The sequence below is a fragment of the Streptomyces sp. ISL-12 genome (assembly GCF_018614415.1).
In the GTDB taxonomy this organism is placed as follows: Bacteria; Actinomycetota; Actinomycetes; order Streptomycetales; family Streptomycetaceae; genus Streptomyces.
The window spans coordinates 36,985-54,978 of the sequence record NZ_JAGGOO010000056.1; the positions used below are offsets into that span (position 1 = coordinate 36,985).

Sequence of the window (17,994 nt, forward strand, 5' to 3'; positions counted from 1 at the left end):
GGCCGTGCCACGCCGGGGTCAGGAGGACTTCCGCTCCACCAGCTGTGTCGCCAGCACCGCCTGCTGCCGCGCCGGCCCCCGGGACGCGGCCGGGCGGCGGTCGGCGATCTCGGTGAGCAGCAGGTCGATCATCGCGCGGCCCATCTCCACGATGGGCTGGCGGACGCTGGTCAGCGGCGGGTCCATGTGGCGGGCGATGGCCGAGTCGTCGTAACCGACCAGCGCCACGTCCTCCGGGATGCGCAGGCCGGCCTCGCGCAGGACCTGGCGGGCGCCGGCCGCCATCACGTCGGAGCCGCAGAACACCGCGTCCAGGTCGGGGCGGCGGCGCAGCAGCTCGGCCATCGCGCGGCGCCCGCCCTCCTCGGTGAAGTCGCCCGGTTCGACGAGCCGTTCGTCCCCCTCCAGGCCGGCTTCCCGCAGGGCGTCGCGGTAGCCGTCGACGCGGCGCTGGGCGCCGTAGACGTCCAGGCGGCCGGTGATGTGGGCGATCCGGCGCCGGCCCCGGGAGAGCAGGTGTTCGACGGCCGAGCGGGCGCCGCCGTAGTTGTCGGAGTCGACGGAGGCCAGGGCCTCGGTGGCGGAGCGCGGGCCGCTGATCACCGCGGGGATCTCCAGCTGGGCGAGCAGGTCGGGCAGCGGGTCGTCGGCGTGCACGGAGACCAGCAGGACGCCGTCCACCCGGTGGGCGGCGAGGTACTGGGCGAGGCGCTGCCGCTCCCGGTCACTGCCCGCGAAGATCAGCAGCAGCTGCATCTCGGTGTCGGCCAGCTCGGCGCCGACGCCGCGCAGGATGGCGGAGAAGTACGGTTCCGAGAAGAACCGGGTCTCCGGCTCGGGGACGACCAGGGCGATGGCGTCGGTGCGGTTGGCGGCCAGGGCGCGGGCGGCCGTGTTCGGCACGTAGCCGAGTTCGGCGACCGCCGCCTCGACGGCCGCGCGGGTCGCGTCGCTCACCCGGGGCGATCCGTTGATCACCCGGGAGACGGTGCCGCGGCCGACCCCGGCGCGGGCGGCGACCTCCTCCAGGGTCGGGCGCCGGACGCCCCGGCTCCGCCCACCGCTGACCACCATGGTCGCCGCCTTCCCTTTCGCCGCTGTCAGGCCAGGAATGTAACAGCCGCGGCCATGGTGGAAGCCCGAGGTGTTATCCCTGCTCGCCGGCGGCCGGCAGGGCGTTGCGCCGGATCACGTCGGCGTACCAGTGGGCGCTCGCCTTGGGGATGCGGCGCTGGGTGGCGTAGTCGACGTACACGGCGCCGAAGCGCTTCGAGTAGCCGTAGGCCCATTCGAAGTTGTCCAGCAGGGACCACAGGAAGTAGCCCCGGACGTCCGCGCCGTCGGCGACGGCCCGCCGGACCGCCCCCAGGTGGGCGTGCAGGTAGGTGATCCGCTCCGGGTCGTTCACCACGCCCTCGGGGGAGACGTAGTCGTCGAAGGCGGCGCCGTTCTCGGTGACCATCAGCGGCAGGCCGGGGTGTGCCTTGGCCAGGTCGGTCAGCAGGGTGTGCAGCCCGTCCGGGTCGATGGCCCAGTTCATCGCCGTGAGGTTGTCGTTGGCGAGGTGGAAGGAGACGTGGCCGGAGCCCGTCCACGGGGAGTGGTCGCTGGCGCCGTGGCCGTCGTTGCCGGTGCTGCCGGTGCCGTCGGCGGGCAGCGAGACCACGGTCGGCGCGTAGTAGTTGACGCCGAGCACGTCGATGGGGCGGGAGATCTCGGCCAGGTCGCCGTCGCGCACCAGCTGCCCCCAGTCGACGATGTGCGCGGTGTCGGCGAGCAGGTCCTCGGGGTAGGCGCCGTCGAGGAGGGGGCCGGTGAAGACGCGGTTGCCGACCGCGTCGATGCGGCGGGCCGCCTCGGCGTCCTCGGGGCTGTCGGTGAGGGGGCGCACCTGGTGGAGGTTGAGGGTGATGGAGGCCTGTGCGGTCGTCGGCAGGGACGCGCGCAGCGCGCCGATCGCCCTGCCGTGCGCCAGGTTGAGGTGGTGGGCGGCGCGCAGGGTGGCGGCCGGGTCGGTGCGGCCCGGGGCGTGCACGCCGGAGCCGTAGCCGAGGAAGGCGCTGCACCAGGGCTCGTTGAGGGTGGTCCACACGCCGACGCGGTCGCCCAGGGCACGGGCCATGATGTCGGCGTACTCGGCGAAGCGGTCGGCGGTGTCGCGCTGCGGCCAGCCGCCCGCGTCCTCCAGCTCCTGGGGCAGGTCCCAGTGGTAGAGGGTGGCGACGGGGGTGATGCCCGCCTCCAGCAGTTCGTCGGTGAGCCGGCGGTAGAAGTCCAGGCCGCGTTCGACGGCGGGCCCGCGGCCGGTGGGCTGGACCCGGGACCAGGAGACCGAGAAGCGGTACGCCTTGAGACCGAGGTCCTTCATCAGGGCCACGTCGTCGCGGTACCGGTGGTAGTGGTCGGCGGCGATGTCACCGGTGTCCCCGTTGCGGACCTTGCCGGGGGTGTGGCTGAAGGTGTCCCAGATGGAGGGCGTGCGGCCGTCCTCGGCGGCGGCACCCTCCACCTGGTACGCGGCGGTGGCGGTGCCCCAGACGAAGCCCGCCGGGAAGGAGGCGTCGGAGGCCGACCGGGCAGTGGTCTCGGGTCGTACGGCGGTCATGTGAGAGCGCTCCCAAGGGCGTGAGAAGGAGTGGGGCGGGGAGGTCCGGCGGTGCGGGCGGACGGGTACGGGAAGCGAGCGCGGCGGGCGAGGGCCGAGGGCAGGGAGGAGGGCCGGGGCCGACGGGTGTGTACGGAGCCAGGGCCGGGGGGCCGGCAGGGCCCGCGTGCGGGGCGGGCCCTGCCGGCGGGTGACCGGCGGGGTGGCGCGTCGGTGGTTCGACGGCCGGTGGTTCGACGGCCGGTGGTTCGACGGCCGATGGTTCGACGGCCGATGGTTCGACGGCCGGTGGTTCGGTGAACCGGTGCCGCGGTGGGCCGCGGTGGGCCGCGGTGGGCCGCGGTGGGCCGCGGTGGGTCAGCCCTTGACCGCGCCCGCCATGATGCCTCCGACGATCTGCTTGCCGAAGACCACGAAGACCACCAGCAGCGGCAGCGTGCTGATCAGCGCTCCGGCCATGACGATGCTCTGGTCGGGGGTGTAGGAGGCGCTGAGCTGGCCGAGCGCCACCTGGAGCGTCGGGTTCTCCGCGGACAGGGAGAGGAAGGGCCAGAAGAAGTCGTTCCAGGCCTGGACGAAGGTGAGCATGCCGAGCACCATCATCGCGGGCCGGGCCGCGGGCAGGACGATGCTCCACACGATGCGGAGGTTGTTCGCCCCGTCCACCTTGGCCGCCTCGATGAGTTCGTAGGGCAGGGCCTCCAGCAGGTACTGGCGCATGAAGAAGACACCGAAGGCGCCGACCAGGGTCGGGAAGATCACCGACTCCAGCTTCCCGCCCCAGCCGATGTCCGCCATCATCATGAACAGCGGCACGACGCTGAGCTGCGGCGGGATCGTCAGCGTGGCGACGACCGCGGTCATCAGCACGCCCCGGCCGCGGAAGCGCATCTTGGCGAAGGCGTAGCCGGCCAGGGTGCAGAAGAACAGCGTGGCGACGGTGATGCTGCCGGACACGATGACGCTGTTGACGATGGCCTTGCCGAGGTTGGCCTGTTCCCAGGCCGCCTCCAGGTTGTTCCACAGCCGCCCGCCGGGGATGAACGGCGGTGGGCTGTCGAGGACCCGCTGCTGGTCGTGCGAGGCGGCGACCAGCGTCCAGTACAAGGGGAAGACGGACCCCAGACCGACGATGATCAGCGCGAGATAGGTGTACGGGCCGCCCTTGAGCTGCTCGCCGGCGCCGAGCCTGAGGCGGCGGCCCTTGCCGGCGGGGGCGGGGAGCGGAGCCGGGGGCACGCCCGGCGCGGTCTTGGTGGGACTACTGGTCGTGGTCATCGAAGTCGCTCCCGTCAGGCCGCGCTCTTGCGCACGAACCGGCTGACGATCCAGTTGATCAGGGCGATGAGCAGCAGCAGGACGAGCATGGCCCAGGCCACCGCCGCGGCCGGGCCGAGGTGTTGCAGCTTCCAGCCGTAGTTGTAGAGGTAGATGCTGAGCGTCTCGTACTGGTGCTCGCTGCCGCCGACGGCGCCGAGCGTGCCGCCCTGGAGCAGCAGCGGCTCACCGAACAGCTGCATGGAGCCGATCGTCGAGATGACGATGGTGAACAGGATCGTCGGCCGCAGCGAGGGGATGGTCACCTTGCGGAACTGCTGCCAGCGCGAGGCCCCGTCGATCGACGCCGCCTCGTACAGGTCGGACGGCACGGCCTGCATGGCCGCCAGGTAGATCAGGGCGTTGTAGCCGGTCCAGCGCCAGATCACGATGACCGAGATCGCGATCTTGGACGACCACTCGCCGTTGCCCCAGTTGATGTTGTCGACGCCGACGAAGCTCAGCACCCAGTTGAGGAGGCCGCCGTCGGCCCGGAACACCAGGGCGAAGACGAGGGCGGCGGTCGCCACCGAGGTGGCGTACGGGGTGAGGATCACCGTGCGCCAGAAGGTGCTGGCGCGCAGCTTGTAGTTGAGCAGGTGGGCCAGGCCCAGCGCGACCAGCAGCTGCGGGACGGTCGACAGGACGCCGATGATGAAGGTGTTGGAGACGGCCGTCCAGAACTCGGAGTCCTGGAGGATCGTGGAGAAGTTCTCGAAGCCCACCCACTCGGACTGGTCGAGACTCGTCATCTCCACCCGGTGCAGGGCGATCCAGCCGGTGTAGAGGAGCGGGTAGAGCCCGAAGGCACCGAAGATGAGGAAGAAGGGAGCGATGTACGCGTACGGCGACGCCTTGTCGTCGAAGCGCCACAGCCGCGTGCGCCACGCGCTGGGTGCCTTCGACGCGGCGCCGGGGCCGCCGGCGGACGGCTTGTCGGCACCCCGTGTGGGGGTTGTGGTTGCCACGGAGGGAGTCCTTCCCTGGGAGGTCTGGCCGGGTGGGGCGGGAGGCGGGTCGCCGGGCCGGGCCACCGTCCCGTCGTTCCCTCCCCGCGCGGACCGGCCCGGCGTCGGGCGGCCCGCGCGGCGGTCCTGAGGAGCGTGTGCCGGTCCCGCTGTGCAGCGGGTGCCGGTCCGAGGAGCGGGTGGCGGTCCGTGAGGGGTCGGTTCGAGGAACGTGCGCCGGTCCGAGAGGGTCCGGTTGGGTGAACGTGCGCCGGTCCGAGACGGTGCGGTTCGAGGAACGTGTACCGGTCCGTCAGGAGCCGGTTCGAGGAACGGTCCGAGAGGTCCGGTCGGAGGAGCGTGTGCCGGTCCGAGAGGTCCGGTCGGAGGAACGTGCGCCGGTCCGTCAGGAGCCGGGCGGAGGAGCGTGTGCCGGACGCCACGGAGCAGACCCGCCGCGCACGGCCGGATCTGCTGACCCGCCGCGCACGGCCGGATCTGCTGACCCGCCGCGCACGGCCGGATCTGCTGCGGACGCCCCCACGCCGACGGGCCCCGGCCGCCGTACGGCTGCGGTGCGGTCCCGGCGTGGAAGGGGCGCGGGCGGCCGGTGGGGCCGCCCGCACCGCCGGGTCAGCCGATGGCCTTGTCGATCGTCTCGGTGGCCGCGTCCCACGCCTCGTCGGGCTTGGTGCCGCGCTGTTCCATGTTGTTGATCTGCGTGGAGATGGTGTCCTTGATCACGCCGTCCTTCGGGCCGAGCACGGCGACGGGGATGCTCTTGGCCTCCTCGGCGTACAGCTGGCCGATGGGAGCGTTGTTGAAGTACGGGAGCTTCGCGTTCTTCACCTCGGGCAGGTCATAGGCACCCTGGTTGGACGGGAAGATACCGACCGCCTTGAACACGGCCGCCTGCTGCTCGGGCGCGGTCAGCCACTTGACCAGCTCCTGGGCCTCCTTGACGTGCTTGCCGGTCTTGGGCACGGTCAGGAAGGAGCCGCCCCAGTTCGCCGCGGTCTCACCGGGCGCGCTGGTGATGTCCCACTTGCCCTTGTAGTCGTCACCGGAGTAGAGCGAGATCTGGTTGGCCATCCAGGCGGGGCACACCACGGTGGCCACGGTGCCCTTGCGCAGCGCCGCCTTCCAGGGGTCCTGGAACTGGGGCAGACCCTGGGTCAGCTTCTTGGACGCGGCCTCGGCGGCCAGGTTCCAGGCCTTCTGCACCGCCGGGTTGTCCTTGTAGATGGCGTTGCCGTCGGCGTCGTAGTACTGGTTCTCGGAGGAGCTGACGACACCGTTGAACATCGCGCTCGCGGAGTCCATGAAGAAGGTGCCGTCGGGCGCCTTCTTCTGGTACTGCTCGGCGAGCTTGAGGTAGTCCTCCCAGCCGCCCGAGACCGCGTCGGCGACGGCCTCGCGGTCGGTCGGCAGGCCCGCCTTCTCGAAGAGGTCGCGGCGGTAGCACAGCGACATCGGGCCGATGTCGGTGCCGGCGCCGATGACCTTGCCGTCCTCGGCGGTGGCCTGCTTGGCCTTCCAGTCGACCCACTGGCTGACGTCGATCGTGTCCTTCAGGTCGACGAACTTGTCCGCCTGGGTGTCGACGACCTCCTTGATGCGGGCGATCTCGACACCGACGACGTCACCCAGCCCACTGCCCGTGTTCAGCTGCTGAAGGAGCTTGGGGTAGTAGTCCTGCTCGTTGGAGGTGGTCTCTTCCTCCACGTTGATGTTCGGGTGCAGCTTCTCGTACTTCGCGAACAGGTCGGCCTCCTTGTAGCCGAACTGTCCGTAGTCGGCCACCTTGAGGGTGATCTTCCCGTCGGAGTCCGCGGCGTCCGAGTCGCTGTCGCTGCTGCATCCGGTCAACAGCAGGGCCGAGGCTGTCAGGACCGACGTGGTCAGGGCCGCTGCTCCGCGGCCGCGGCCGCCGACGGTACGGGTGATGCGCATTCCACTACTCCTTGTTCCAGTGGGAACGGGGACCTCAGGAATCAGACCGCCGGGTTCGACGGTCCCGACCTGCCCTCTCGGTTCGAGCAGCGGCCAGCCCCGGCAACGCGGTGTGCGGTGCGAAGTTGCTGGTCAGAGGTGTGCCATGCCAAGCGGAGGGAAGGGCCGATGGTGCGTTGGTCCGCACGGGAGGCGTCCCGGCTTTCCCGTGGGACCGCTCCCACGCGGCTTGCCCCGAAGACTCCTCGGTGCCGGGCCCAAGTGTCAAGAGTTGAAAACGGCGTTGTTGCTCAAGCGTGTTCCGGACGTCACGTGAATGTGTCGCGCCGGGGTCGCCGTCCGGCCACGGCCGTGTCGGCTTCGCGGGGGTTTCCACCCTGTTTCCAACCGGTTTCATGCCAGTTCTTCCCCCATCTCCCCTGCGGTGACGCCCACTTGGGCCGTCCGCGGGGCCTCGCGGAACGACGGTCCGGCTTTCTGAGCCAGAATGAAGCAGCCCCCCACCGAACGCCGGAAGGTGAACGATGAGCCCTGCCGAGCCGCCCAGGACCGCGGACGTCCGGCGTCCGACCCTGAACGCCGTGGCCGCCCGCGCCGGCGTCGGCCGCGGCACGGTCTCCCGGGTCATCAACGGTTCGCCCAAGGTGAGTCCCCATTCCCGCGCGGCGGTCGAGCAGGCGATCGCCGAGCTCGGCTACGTACCCAACCGGGCCGCCCGCTCCTTGGTCACCCGGCGCACCGACTCCGTGGCACTGGTCGTCCCCGAGGCCGAGACCCGGCTGTTCAGCGAGCCGTACTTCTCGGAGATCATCCGGGGCGTGTCCGCCGGACTGGCGAGCGCGGGAATGCAGTTGCTGCTGGTCCTGGTCCGCGACGAGAAGGAGTACGCGCGGCTCGCCCCGTACCTGGCGGCGCACCGCGTGGACGGGGTGCTGATGATCGCGGTGCACAGCGAGGACACGCTCCCCGACCAACTGGACGAACTCGCCATCCCGACCGTGCTGGCCGGCCGGCGCGGCGACAAGGAGACGCTCGGGCACGTCCGCGCGGACAACAGCGGCGGCGCCGAGAGCGCGGTGCGGCACCTGCTGGCGCGGGGCCGCCGGACCATCGGCACCATCACCGGACCGCTGGACATGGAGGCCGCGCAGGACCGGCTCGACGGCTACCGCGCGGCCCTCCGGGAGGCGTGCGTCCCCCTCGACGAGGAACTGGTCGCGTACGGCGACTTCACGGAGGAGGGGGGCCGTGCGGCCATGCGGGACCTGCTGCGCCGGCGTCCCGCCCTGGACGCCGTCTTCGTCGCGTCGGACGTGATGGCCGCCGGCGCCCTGCTGGAACTGCGCGCCGCGGAGAGGCGGATACCCGACGACGTGGCCGTCATCGGCTTCGACGACTCGATCGTGGCCCGGCACACCGATCCGCCGCTGACCAGCGTCCGGCAGCCGCTGGAGGAGATGGGCCGCACCATGGCGCGTCTCCTGCTCGACGAGATCGCCGACCGCGGCACCGGCCACCGCGAGGTGGTCCTGCCCACGGAACTGGTGATCCGGGCGTCGGCCTGAACGGCGGTACTTCTTCGGGCGGGCGTCGGCCTGAACGGCAGTGTTCCTTCGGGCAAGTGTCGGCCTGAACGGCAGCGCTCCTTCGGGCAGGCGTCGGCCTGAACGGCGGTACTCCTTCGGGCGGGCGTCCGCCTGAACGGCGGTACCCCTTCGGGCAGGCGTCGGCCTGAAGCGCGGCGCACCTTCGGGCGGCCTCTGCCGTCGGCGGCGTACCGGTCGCGGCCCAGCCGCCCCCGGGCTCAGTCCAGCCGCCCTCGGACTCCCGCTATGGGAGCGCTCCCATGCATAATGAGGTCCCCGACCCGTGGGAGCGTTTTCATGCCGGAACCGACATCCGCCGCCTTCCCCCCTGCCTTCCTCTGGGGCGCCGCCACCTCCGCCTACCAGATCGAAGGCGCGGTACGGGAGGACGGCCGTACCCCCTCCATCTGGGACACCTTCAGCCATACGCCGGGAAAGACCGCCGGCGGCGACACCGGTGACATCGCGGTCGACCACTACCACCGCTACCGCGACGACGTGGCGCTCATGGCGGACCTGGGCCTGAACGCCTACCGCTTCTCCGTCTCCTGGTCCCGCGTGCAGCCCACCGGCCGCGGCCCGGCCGTCCAGCGCGGTCTGGACTTCTACCGGCGCCTGGTCGACGAGCTGCTGGACAAGGGCATCAAGCCGGCCCTCACCCTCTACCACTGGGACCTGCCGCAGGAGCTGGAGGACGCGGGCGGCTGGCCCGAGCGGGAGACGGCCTACCGGTTCGCCGAGTACGCGCAGATCGTCGGCGAGGCGCTCGGGGACCGCGTGGAGCAGTGGATGACGCTCAACGAGCCCTGGTGCAGCGCCTTCCTGGGCTACGGCTCCGGCGTGCACGCCCCGGGCCGCACCGACCACGTGGCCGTCCTGCGCGCGGCCCACCACCTCAACCTGGCGCACGGCCTGGCCACGACCGCCCTGCGTTCGGTGATGCCGGCCCGCAACTCGATCGCGCTGAGCCTGAACACCTCCGTCGTCCGGCCGCTCTCCCGGCGCCCGGAGGACCTGCTGGCGGCCCGCAAGATCGACGACCTGTCCGGCGGGATCTTCCACGGCCCGGTGCTGCACGGCGCCTACCCCGAGCACCTCTTCGAGGCGACGGCGTCGGTCACCGACTGGTCCTACGTCCAGGACGGCGACCTCGCCCTGATCCACCAGCCGCTGGACGCGCTGGGCCTCAACTACTACACGCCGACCCTGGTGTCGGCCGCCGACCCGGACGCCCCCGGCCCGCGCGCCGACGGGCACGGGGGCGGCGACGTCTCGCCGTGGCCGGCCGCCGACGACGTGGCCTTCCACCAGTCGCCGGGCGAGCAGACGGAGATGGGCTGGACCGTCGACCCGACCGGTCTGTACGACCTGATCATGCGCTACTCCCGCGAGGCGCCCGGCCTCCAGCTGTTCATCACCGAGAACGGCGCCGCCTACGACGACAAGCCCGGCGCCGACGGCACGGTCCACGACCCCGAGCGCGTCGCCTACCTGCACGGGCACCTGTCGGCGGTCCGCCGGGCCATCGCCGACGGCGCCGACGTGCGCGGCTACTACCTGTGGTCCCTGCTGGACAACTTCGAGTGGGCGTACGGCTACGAGAAGCGGTTCGGCGGGGTCTACGTCGACTACGTGACCCTGGAGCGCACGCCGAAGTCGAGCGCCCTGTGGTACGGCGAGGCGGCGCGCACGGGCACGCTCCCGCCGGTGGGGACGGCCGAGTAGACCACCTGTCCGGGGGAGCGGGGAAGCGGGGCGCGGCATCCGACGGGGGTGCCGCGCCCCACCGGTCCGCTACTGCTGGTACCGGGCGAACTCCTCGGCGAAGGCGCCGTCCGTCTGCTCGATGGAGCTGCACGTGGCGTCGGCCTGCCGCTTGGGGCCGCCGGGGCAGGCCTTGTCGCGGGTCGCGGACCACATGGAGAGGCTCCCGAGCCCCTTGGCCTCGGCGAACTCGACCAGCTGACCGGCGTCGGCCACGGTGAACACCTCGGTGACGACGTCGTTGACGCCGATCATCGGCGTGACCCCGACCGCCTTCCACGCCGCGCTGTCGTCGAGGCCGAGGACGCCCTTGACCTGCGCCTGGGTGGCGGTGGCGGCCTGTTCGGCGTAGGTGCCCATGTCACCGCTGTAGGAGGCGCCGTAGTCCATCGCCATGATGTTGACGGTGTCGACCGTGACCCCGTTCTCCTTGGCGTTGGCCAGCAGGTCGACACCGGGCTGGGTCAGACCCTCCGGCATCACCGGGAGGGTGAAGGAGACGTCCAGGTCGGGGTGGTCCGCCTGGAGCCGGGCGATGGCCTGGGCGCGGCGCGTGTTGGCGGCCGTGTCGGGCAGCGCGCCGCCCTCCACGTCGAAGTCGACCTTGGTGAGGTCGTAGGCGGCCACGACCTTCTCGTACGCCGCCGCCAGCGCGTCGGCCGAGGAGCAGGTGGTGGCCAGCTCGGAGCCGGCCGCGCCGCCGAAGGAGACCCGGACGTCACCGCCGGCCGCGCGCAGGTCGCCTATCTGCGCGGCCACGGCGTCGCTCGCCAGGTCGGTGACGCCGCCCCACTTGGGGATGCAGCTCCCGCCGTCGGTGACGAAGGCGAGGTTGTACTCCTTGACGCCCGTCGCCTCGGCGTTGGCCAGCAGGTCGTAGGCCGGGTAGAGCGAGGTGTCGACGTACGGGGCGAACCCGGCGCTGCCGGTGGTCCCGCTGCCGGTGTCCTCGGTCGCGGTGACCGTGGGCGTGGGGGTGGGCGTGGCCGTCGGGGTGGTGGTCGGGGTGTCGGTGGGCCGGCCGCTGGGCTCGGGGGTGGCGCCCTCGTCCGTGGAACAGGCGGCACCGTCGACGCGGCAGCCGTCCGGGTCGCCGGTGCCCTGGACGACGAAGCCGACGGTGACCGACTCACCGGCCGCCAGCCCGTCGGTGTCCCACTTCGGCGCGGTCACGGTCACGTGCTGTCCGCTCACCCGGGACTCGCCGTTCCACAGGGAGCCGAGCTTCGTCCCCGAGGGCAGGTCGAACTCCAGTGTCCAGTCCGCCTTCTTCTCCGCGCTGTCGTTGGTGACGACGTACTGCGCGGTGTATCCCGTCTCCCAGGTGCTGGTCCTGGTGTAGGCGGCGCCGACTCCCGCCGCGTGGGCCGCGCTGGTGAACAGCAGCGCGCCGCCGCCCGCGACGGCCGCTGCCACGACCGCGCCGATCGCCTTGTTCCTGCCGCTGATCCTGCGCCGGTGCGTACTCATGGCGTGCCTGCTTTCCCTGCTTGCCGGAGGTGGGGTGCGGCAGCACGCTAGCGACGCCGGAACGGGCAAAAAGCCTGATCCGGGCGGCAGTTGGCGATCTTAGGGTGCGCTTAAGGAAGGGATCGGGACCGGTTAAAGGTGCGGACGGTCCGGACGGCACCGCGCAGCCTGCGCCTGCGTACGGCCCCCCGGTGCCCGCGCCGCACGGGCGCCGCCCGGCCGTCCAGCTGGAGCCAGATCCGCACCTCGGTCCCGCCGAGCACGGAGGAGCCGATCCGTACGTCCCCGCCCGTGGACTCCGCGAGCCGGCGCACGATGTCCAGCCCCAGGCCGGTCGACCCGTCGCTGCCCGACCCCCGGCCGCGCGCCATCGCCGCGCCGGGGTCGGGTATGCCGGGGCCCGCGTCCGAGACCAGCACGATCACCGCGTCCTCGGCGTTGTGCACGTCGACCGCGAAGGCGGTGCCCTCCGGGGTGTGCCGGAAGACGTTGCCGAGCAGCGCGTCGAGGGCGGCGGCCAGGTCGGCGCGGGCCACGGGTATCCGCACCGGCCGGTCGGCGCCGGCCACCCGCCACTTGCGTCCCTCGTCCTCGGCCAGCGCCGACCAGAACCCCATCCGCTCGCGCACCACCTCGGCGGCGTCGCACCCCGCGCCGGGTCCGGCGACCGCCGTCTGCGGTCTGGCGTCGCGGGCGGTACGGATGATGGTGTCGACCTCGCGCTCCAACTGCTCGACGGCGGCCCGGGTCTGCTCGGCGGCCGGCCCCTCGCCGAGCGAGGCCGCGTTGAGGCGGAGCACGGTCAGCGGGGTGCGCAGCCGGTGGGAGAGGTCGGCGGCCAGTTCCCGTTCGTTGGCGAGGAGCTGGACGACCTGGTCGGCCATGGAGTTGAACGCGACGGCGGCGGAGCGCAGTTCCGGCGGGCCCTCCTCCGGCACCCGGGCACCGAGCTTGCCCTCGCCCAGTTCCTGGGCCCCTTCGGCCAGGCGCTGCGCGGGCTGCACCATGCGTACGCCGAGCCGGTCGGCGACGGCGACCGAGCCGACGATCAGCGCGGCGCCGACGGCGGCGAGCACCGCCCAGGCCGTGCCCACGCCGTTGCTGACCTCGGACTCGGGGACGTAGACCTCGACGACGGCGATCGCGCCGGAGCTGAGCGCGACCGGCTGGAGCAGCACGGAGCCGTCGGGCACCTGGGTGGTGGAGGCGCGCCCCAGTCTCCGTACGGCGGCGATGTCCTCGGCGGCGGCCCGCTCGGGCCCGATGTCGAAGCCGCCGGTCGCGCCACCGGCCTCACCGACCGTTGCGGCACCGGCCCCGTCACCCTCCGTACCGCCCCCGCCGTCCCCGCCGTCCGTACGGTCCGTACGGTCCGTACGGTCGGTACGGTCGGTACGGTCGGTACGGTCGGTACGGTCGGTACCGTCCGCCGCGTCCGTGCCGTCCCCGTCGTCCGTGCCGTCACCGGTCGCCGGTATGTGCACGGCGATCGCCGCGTCGTCCGAGCCGGCGGAGGCGACGACGCGCTCCAGTTGCTCGCGGTCGGTGGTGATGGACAGCGCGGGGGCGACCGCCGCGGCCTCCCGTTCGGCGTTGGAGAACGCCCGGTCGCGGGCCATCTCCCGGACGACCAGTCCGAGCGGGACGGCGAAGGCGACCACGACCATCGCGGTCACCGCCAGCGACACCTTGACCAGCGCCCACCTCATCGCGGCGGCTCCGGGTCGGCGGGCGGCTCCAGCTTCACACCGACCCCGCGCAGGGTGTGCAGATAGCGGGGCCGGGCGGCGGTCTCCCCCAACTTCCGCCTCAGCCAGGACAGATGGACGTCGATGGTCTGGTCGTCGCCGTAGGACTGCTGCCAGACCTCGGCGAGGAGTTCCTTGCGGGGGACGACCACGCCGGGCCGGGCGGCGAGGAAGGCGAGCAGGTCGAACTCGCGCCGGGTCAGGTCGAGCCGCACGCCGTCCAGTTCGGCTTGGCGGCGCAGCGGGTCGACGGTGAGGCCGCCGACCCGGAGCACCGTGGACGGCGGTGCCTCCCCGGCGCCGGTGCGGGCGCGGCGCAGTACGGCGGCCATCCGGGCCGACAGGTGCTCCACGGAGAACGGCTTGGTGAGGTAGTCGTCCGCCCCGGCGTTGAGCAGTCGGACGATCTCCGCCTCGTCGTCCCGGGCGGTGGCGACGATCACCGGGACGTCCGTGATGCCGCGCAGCATCTTCAGGGCCTCGGACCCGTCGAGGTCGGGGAGCCCGAGGTCCAGTATCACCACGTCGAACGGGAGTTGGGCGACCTCGCGCAGCGCCTCCAGCGCGGTGCCCACGCTGCGCACCGTGTGGGCGGCGTCGGTCAGATGCCGGATGAGCGCCGAGCGTACGAACTGGTCGTCCTCGACCACGAGCACACTTGCCATGGGCGGCACCGTACGCCATACGGACGAGGCCGGTTCGGGCCTGTGGATAACTTTCTGTGCGCGACACCCGTGGGGCGGGTGGGGCAGTATGGCCGCGATGCGCAGAGGACTCGTACACGTACTGGCCTGGCTGCTCGCCACGGGCGCGGCGGTCACCCTGTCGTGGTGGGGCGTGCACACGGTCATGGCGGGCACGGCGTACGACCCGCCCCGCGCCCTGCCCATCACGGCGGTCGAGGAGACGGCTCAGGCGTCGCAGTCGCTGGCGTCCTCGACCAGCCGGCCCGCGCCGTCGGACAGCCCGTCACCGTCCCCCGAGCCCACCGAGACGGCCCGGACCTCCCGGGAACCGAGCACGGAACCCCCCGGAACACCGGCCTCCACCGCCCCGAAGTCCCCCGCCTCGTCCCCCACTTCCGCCGGTGCCTCCTCCGGGCAGGTCAAGAGCTACGACACCAAGGGCGGCCGTGCGGTGTTCGACCTGGGGCCCGCCTCGGCGTCGCTGGTGTCGGCGACTCCGGGCGCGGGCTGGTCGATGCAGGTGTGGAAGACGGAGTCGTGGATCCGGGTGGAGTTCACCTCGGGCGCGGACCGGGTGTCGGTGTTCTGCACCTGGCACGACGGACCGCCACGGGTGGAGATCGGGACCTACTGAGCAGCGGACCCGCTGACCCGCCGAGCGGCGGCCGGACAGGCCGGACAGGCCGGTCAGCCGAAGACCGAGGGCGGTGGCGCCGGGGAGGCCACCGCCGCGGCGTCCGTGACGGGGGCGGCGCCGCCGGTGAAGTCGGTGAGCGCCTTGCCCTGTTCGACCCGGGCGGGCTGGGGGTCGGAGGCGGCCCGGCGGGTCAGCTCGGCGAGCGGCAGCGGCCGGTCGGCGGCGACCAGGACGGCGTTGCCGAACCGTTTGCCGCGCAGTACGGCCGGGTCGGCGATGACGGCGAGGTGCGCGAACCGGGTGGCGGCGGTGGCGATCTGGCCGCGCAGGTGGGCCAGGGGCGGACCGTCGGCGAGGTTGGCGGTGTAGATCCCGTCGGGCGCGAGGGCGAGGCGGACCTCGTCCAGGAACTCGGCCGAGGTCAGGTGGGCGGGGGTGCGGGCGCCGCTGAAGACGTCGGCGACGACCAGGTCGGCCTTGCCGTGCGGCATCCTGGCGAGTCCGGCGCGGGCGTCGGCGGACCGGACGCGGATGCGGGCGCCGGGGTCCAGTGGCAGTTCCCGCCGGACCAGTTGGACGAGGGCCGCGTCCCGCTCGACGACCTGCTGGGTGGAACGGGGCCGGGTGGCGGCGACGTAACGGGCGAGGGTGAGGGCTCCGCCCCCGAGGTGCACGGCGTTCAGGGGCCGTCCCGGCGGTGCGGCGAGGTCGACGACGTGTCCGAAGCGGCGCTGGTACTCGAAGGAGAGGTGGGCCGGGTCGTCCAGGTCGACGTGTGACTGCGGGGCGCCGTCGATCAGCAGGGTCCAGGCGCGGGGCCGCTCGCGGTCGGGGACCAGTTCGGCGCGTCCGCCGTCGACGTCCTCGACGACGGCTTCCGTGCCGGCCCGTCCGCGGCGGGGGTTCCTGGACTTTCCCATGGGGCCATTATCGCCGCAGGGACCGCCTGACCTGCGCCACTGCGCTACGGCACCCCTGCGCTACGGCACCACCGCACCACCGCACGCCGGAGTCCACGTGCGGACGCCGAAGCTCAACAGCAGCTGTCCGCCGCCTCGATCAGCCGGGCCGCCTCGCCGAGCGCGGCGCGCAGGACGGCCGGGTCGGTCGCGGGGTCCGTCTCCTCGGGCGGCAGCAGCCAGCCGGGACCGCGCGCCGGGGTCCGCGGGACCACTGGCGCGCCCCGCTCCTCCGTCCCCGTACAGGTGCTCCCCGGTACGTCCCAGGCGGCGGCGGTGCCCGGCGGCACCAGGAAGCCGAGGGTGTCGCGACCGTCGTCGTGCAGAACCGGACCCACCGCCTCCGCGGCTCCCCGTCTGAGGATGTCGACGGCTTCCAGTCCTTGCCGGGTCGGCACGGTCACGACGTCACAGGCGCCGCTCGGGCCCTGGGAGTCGCTGATCCGACCGGTCTCCCTCCCGGTCTCCATCCCGGCCTCCACCACGGAACACTCCACACACTCCACGGAACACTCCTCGGACGAGCAGACGGACCGGGAGGCAGACCCCGGTCCACGGGGTTCAACGCGCCGGACCGGTATGGGCTACGGCGTGATCGCGCCACAAAGAATGGCACTTCATGGCAGATCGTGGAGGGCTTATCCGCTTTTGTACTCAAACGGTGCGTGGCGATGTCGTGACAGACGGTACGTTCATCTTGCCGGACGCGGGGTGAACAAAGGGAAAATTCCCGACAAGTCACCCTGCGCGCGGCAGGGTTCGACGGTTCGTACGGGAGGACCGGCCATGGCGTCGTCGACGGTGACCCCACCCCAGCCCGACCGGCCACCGCGGCCGAACCTGGTCTTCCGCCAGTTGCGCGGGCGGCGCTCGCCGGCCGAGTTCGCGGCGGCGGTGCGGCGGGCCGCGCGCGAGATCGGCGAGCGGGTCAGCTGTGACGCGCGGTACGTCGGCCGCGTGGAGACGGGCGAGATCCGCTGCCCCAACTACGCGTACGAGCGGGTGTTCCTGCACATGTTCCCCGGCCGCACGCTCACCGACCTGGGGTTCGCGCCCCGTTCGTCGGTCCGCGGCCGGCACGCGCGGACCGGTGCGGCCACGGCTCCGGCGGACCCGGCTCGGACAGCCGCGGCTCAGGCCGGGCGGGCGGACGCGGGCCGTGCGGCGGCGGCGCCCGTCCGGCCGTACGACCCGGGAAACCCGTACACCCACGACGACCACGAGGAGAGCGACGTGCTGCGTCGCGCATTCATGAGGGGCGGGACCGTCACGGTGGCCGCCGCCTCGCTGGGCCCGCTGGGGCTCGCCCTGGACGCCGCGGCGGCCGAACACCCGGTGCGCCGCTGCGGGGCGAGCGACGCCGGCGCCCTGGAGGAAGCCGTCCGCCAGATCCGGCTGCTCGACGACCGGCACGGCGCCGACGGACTCTACCGGCGCGCGGCGGCCCCGCTGCGTGCCGCGTACGCGCTGCTGGACGCCGGTGCGATGCGGCAGGCGACGGCGGACCGGCTCTACGCGGGCGCCGGCGAACTGGCGCTCTCCGTGGGCTGGCTGGCCCACGACTCCGGGCGCTTCGACGACGCGCGCTCCCACTACGCGGAGGCGCTGGCCACCGCCCGGATGACCGGGGACGCGGCCCTGGAGGCGCACGCCTTCTGCAACACGGCGTTCCTCGCGCGCGACGCGGGCCGGCCCCGGGAGGCGGTCCGGGCCGCCCAGGCCGCGCAGCGCGCCGCACGGGGGCTGGGCTCCACCCGGCTGATGTCGCTGCTGGCCCTGCGGGAGGCGGGCGGCTGGGCGGGGCTGGCCGACCGGGTCGGCTGCGAGCAGGCGCTGGCCCGGGCGCAGGCCCTGTTCGACCGGGGCCCGTCCGACGCCGACCCCGACTGGATGAGCTTCTACGGCGAGGCCGAAGCGGAGGGGCTGGAGGCGCAGTGCTGGTCCTCGCTGGGCGACTGGCCGCGGGCCGCCCGGCACGCGCGCCGGGCGGTCGAGCTGCAGGATCCGCACTTCACCCGGAACATCGCCCTGTACTCGGCGGAACTCGCCGACGACCACGCCCGCGGCGGCCGGCCGGACGCGGCGGCCGCGGCCGGACTGCGGGTACTGGACCTGCTCGGGGAGGTCCAGTCCACCCGGGTCCAGCGGATGCTGGCGGGCACGGCCCGGGTCCTGCTGCCGCATCGCCGGACGAGAGGAGTCGCCGCGTTCCTGGAGCGCCACGCGGCGCTGCCCCGCACCGCGTGATCCGGCCGGCCCCGGGACCCGGCGGTCCCTCCCGTCACCTGGCCAGGTGACTGATGCCGTTCCACTTCTCGGACA

The 17,994-nt window shown here is 72.8% G+C and carries 14 protein-coding genes; 4 read left to right on the plus strand and 10 right to left on the minus strand.

All coding sequences use genetic code 11. The features are described 5' to 3' along the window. Positions 1–18: 18 nt before the first annotated feature. From J7I94_RS15775 to J7I94_RS15795, 5 genes are all read right to left on the minus strand, one after another. A complete protein-coding gene (locus J7I94_RS15775) occupies positions 19–1,074 on the minus strand; it encodes a LacI family DNA-binding transcriptional regulator (protein ID WP_215167727.1) in 1,056 nt (351 codons plus the stop codon). Between the two features lie 73 nt (positions 1,075–1,147). Then, on the minus strand, positions 1,148–2,605 hold the full coding sequence (locus J7I94_RS15780; protein WP_215167728.1) for a GH1 family beta-glucosidase: 1,458 nt from the start codon (positions 2,603–2,605) through the stop codon (positions 1,148–1,150). A 357-nt stretch (positions 2,606–2,962) separates the two neighbouring features. Continuing rightward, positions 2,963–3,883 carry a carbohydrate ABC transporter permease gene (locus J7I94_RS15785; protein ID WP_215167729.1) on the minus strand — a complete coding sequence of 307 codons (921 nt, stop codon included), beginning with the start codon at positions 3,881–3,883 and terminating at the stop codon, positions 2,963–2,965. Between the two features lie 14 nt (positions 3,884–3,897). Next, complete coding sequence (locus tag J7I94_RS15790; RefSeq protein ID WP_215167730.1) at positions 3,898–4,890, minus strand: carbohydrate ABC transporter permease; 993 nt, start codon at positions 4,888–4,890, stop codon at positions 3,898–3,900. 612 nt (positions 4,891–5,502) lie between these two features. Next, positions 5,503–6,822 (minus strand): ABC transporter substrate-binding protein, encoded by a 1,320-nt coding sequence (locus J7I94_RS15795; RefSeq protein WP_215167731.1) that lies wholly within the window; start codon positions 6,820–6,822, stop codon positions 5,503–5,505. 524 nt (positions 6,823–7,346) lie between these two features. On the opposite strand from J7I94_RS15795, the gene J7I94_RS15800 reads away from it, so the two are divergent. Then, complete coding sequence (locus J7I94_RS15800; RefSeq protein ID WP_215167732.1) at positions 7,347–8,387, plus strand: LacI family DNA-binding transcriptional regulator; 1,041 nt, start codon at positions 7,347–7,349, stop codon at positions 8,385–8,387. A gap of 318 nt (positions 8,388–8,705) precedes the next feature. Next, positions 8,706–10,133, plus strand: coding sequence for a GH1 family beta-glucosidase (locus J7I94_RS15805; protein ID WP_215167733.1), 1,428 nt, complete (start codon positions 8,706–8,708; stop codon positions 10,131–10,133). Positions 10,134–10,202: 69 nt separating this feature from the next. Here J7I94_RS15805 and J7I94_RS15810 read toward each other — a convergent pair whose 3' ends face one another. The 3 genes from J7I94_RS15810 to J7I94_RS15825 form a co-directional block, all read right to left on the minus strand. After that, positions 10,203–11,642 carry a cellulose binding domain-containing protein gene (locus J7I94_RS15810; RefSeq protein ID WP_215167734.1) on the minus strand — a complete coding sequence of 480 codons (1,440 nt, stop codon included), beginning with the start codon at positions 11,640–11,642 and terminating at the stop codon, positions 10,203–10,205. Between the two features lie 110 nt (positions 11,643–11,752). Continuing rightward, on the minus strand, positions 11,753–13,351 hold the full coding sequence (locus tag J7I94_RS15815) for a HAMP domain-containing sensor histidine kinase (protein WP_251075217.1): 1,599 nt from the start codon (positions 13,349–13,351) through the stop codon (positions 11,753–11,755). Next, positions 13,348–14,055 carry a response regulator transcription factor gene (locus tag J7I94_RS15825; RefSeq protein ID WP_215167735.1) on the minus strand — a complete coding sequence of 236 codons (708 nt, stop codon included), beginning with the start codon at positions 14,053–14,055 and terminating at the stop codon, positions 13,348–13,350. Before J7I94_RS15825 ends, J7I94_RS15815 begins: the two co-directional genes overlap by 4 nt. A gap of 97 nt (positions 14,056–14,152) precedes the next feature. On the opposite strand from J7I94_RS15825, the gene J7I94_RS15830 reads away from it, so the two are divergent. Continuing rightward, positions 14,153–14,710, plus strand: a complete 558-nt coding sequence (locus tag J7I94_RS15830; protein ID WP_215167736.1) for a hypothetical protein — start codon at positions 14,153–14,155, stop codon at positions 14,708–14,710. Positions 14,711–14,763: 53 nt separating this feature from the next. On the opposite strand, the gene J7I94_RS15835 is transcribed toward J7I94_RS15830, so the two are convergent. Next, positions 14,764–15,633, minus strand: a complete 870-nt coding sequence (locus tag J7I94_RS15835; RefSeq protein ID WP_215167737.1) for a spermidine synthase — start codon at positions 15,631–15,633, stop codon at positions 14,764–14,766. Between the two features lie 113 nt (positions 15,634–15,746). Beyond that, positions 15,747–16,142: a hypothetical protein gene (locus J7I94_RS15840; RefSeq protein WP_215167749.1), complete on the minus strand. Its 396-nt coding sequence runs from the start codon at positions 16,140–16,142 to the stop codon at positions 15,747–15,749. 316 nt (positions 16,143–16,458) lie between these two features. Here J7I94_RS15840 and J7I94_RS15845 point away from each other — a divergent pair, with 316 nt between their 5' ends. Next, on the plus strand, positions 16,459–17,919 hold the full coding sequence (locus J7I94_RS15845) for a hypothetical protein (protein WP_215167738.1): 1,461 nt from the start codon (positions 16,459–16,461) through the stop codon (positions 17,917–17,919). Positions 17,920–17,994: the final 75 nt, after the last annotated feature.

Bases quoted from the DNA above. Each gene is read 5' to 3' on its own strand.
- J7I94_RS15825 (WP_215167735.1), bottom strand. From the start codon at position 14,055: ATGGCAAGTGTGCTCGTGGTCGAGGACGACCAGTTCGTACGCTCGGCG.
- J7I94_RS15805 (WP_215167733.1), top strand. From the start codon at position 8,706: ATGCCGGAACCGACATCCGCCGCCTTCCCCCCTGCCTTCCTCTGGGGC.
- J7I94_RS15815 (WP_251075217.1), bottom strand. From the start codon at position 13,351: ATGAGGTGGGCGCTGGTCAAGGTGTCGCTGGCGGTGACCGCGATGGTC.
- J7I94_RS15775 (WP_215167727.1), bottom strand. From the start codon at position 1,074: ATGGTGGTCAGCGGTGGGCGGAGCCGGGGCGTCCGGCGCCCGACCCTG.
- J7I94_RS15795 (WP_215167731.1), bottom strand. From the start codon at position 6,822: ATGCGCATCACCCGTACCGTCGGCGGCCGCGGCCGCGGAGCAGCGGCC.
- J7I94_RS15840 (WP_215167749.1), bottom strand. From the start codon at position 16,142: ATGGAGACCGGGAGGGAGACCGGTCGGATCAGCGACTCCCAGGGCCCG.
- J7I94_RS15785 (WP_215167729.1), bottom strand. From the start codon at position 3,883: ATGACCACGACCAGTAGTCCCACCAAGACCGCGCCGGGCGTGCCCCCG.
- J7I94_RS15845 (WP_215167738.1), top strand. From the start codon at position 16,459: ATGGCGTCGTCGACGGTGACCCCACCCCAGCCCGACCGGCCACCGCGG.
- J7I94_RS15830 (WP_215167736.1), top strand. From the start codon at position 14,153: ATGCGCAGAGGACTCGTACACGTACTGGCCTGGCTGCTCGCCACGGGC.
- J7I94_RS15800 (WP_215167732.1), top strand. From the start codon at position 7,347: ATGAGCCCTGCCGAGCCGCCCAGGACCGCGGACGTCCGGCGTCCGACC.
- J7I94_RS15835 (WP_215167737.1), bottom strand. From the start codon at position 15,633: ATGGGAAAGTCCAGGAACCCCCGCCGCGGACGGGCCGGCACGGAAGCC.
- J7I94_RS15780 (WP_215167728.1), bottom strand. From the start codon at position 2,605: ATGACCGCCGTACGACCCGAGACCACTGCCCGGTCGGCCTCCGACGCC.
- J7I94_RS15810 (WP_215167734.1), bottom strand. From the start codon at position 11,642: ATGAGTACGCACCGGCGCAGGATCAGCGGCAGGAACAAGGCGATCGGC.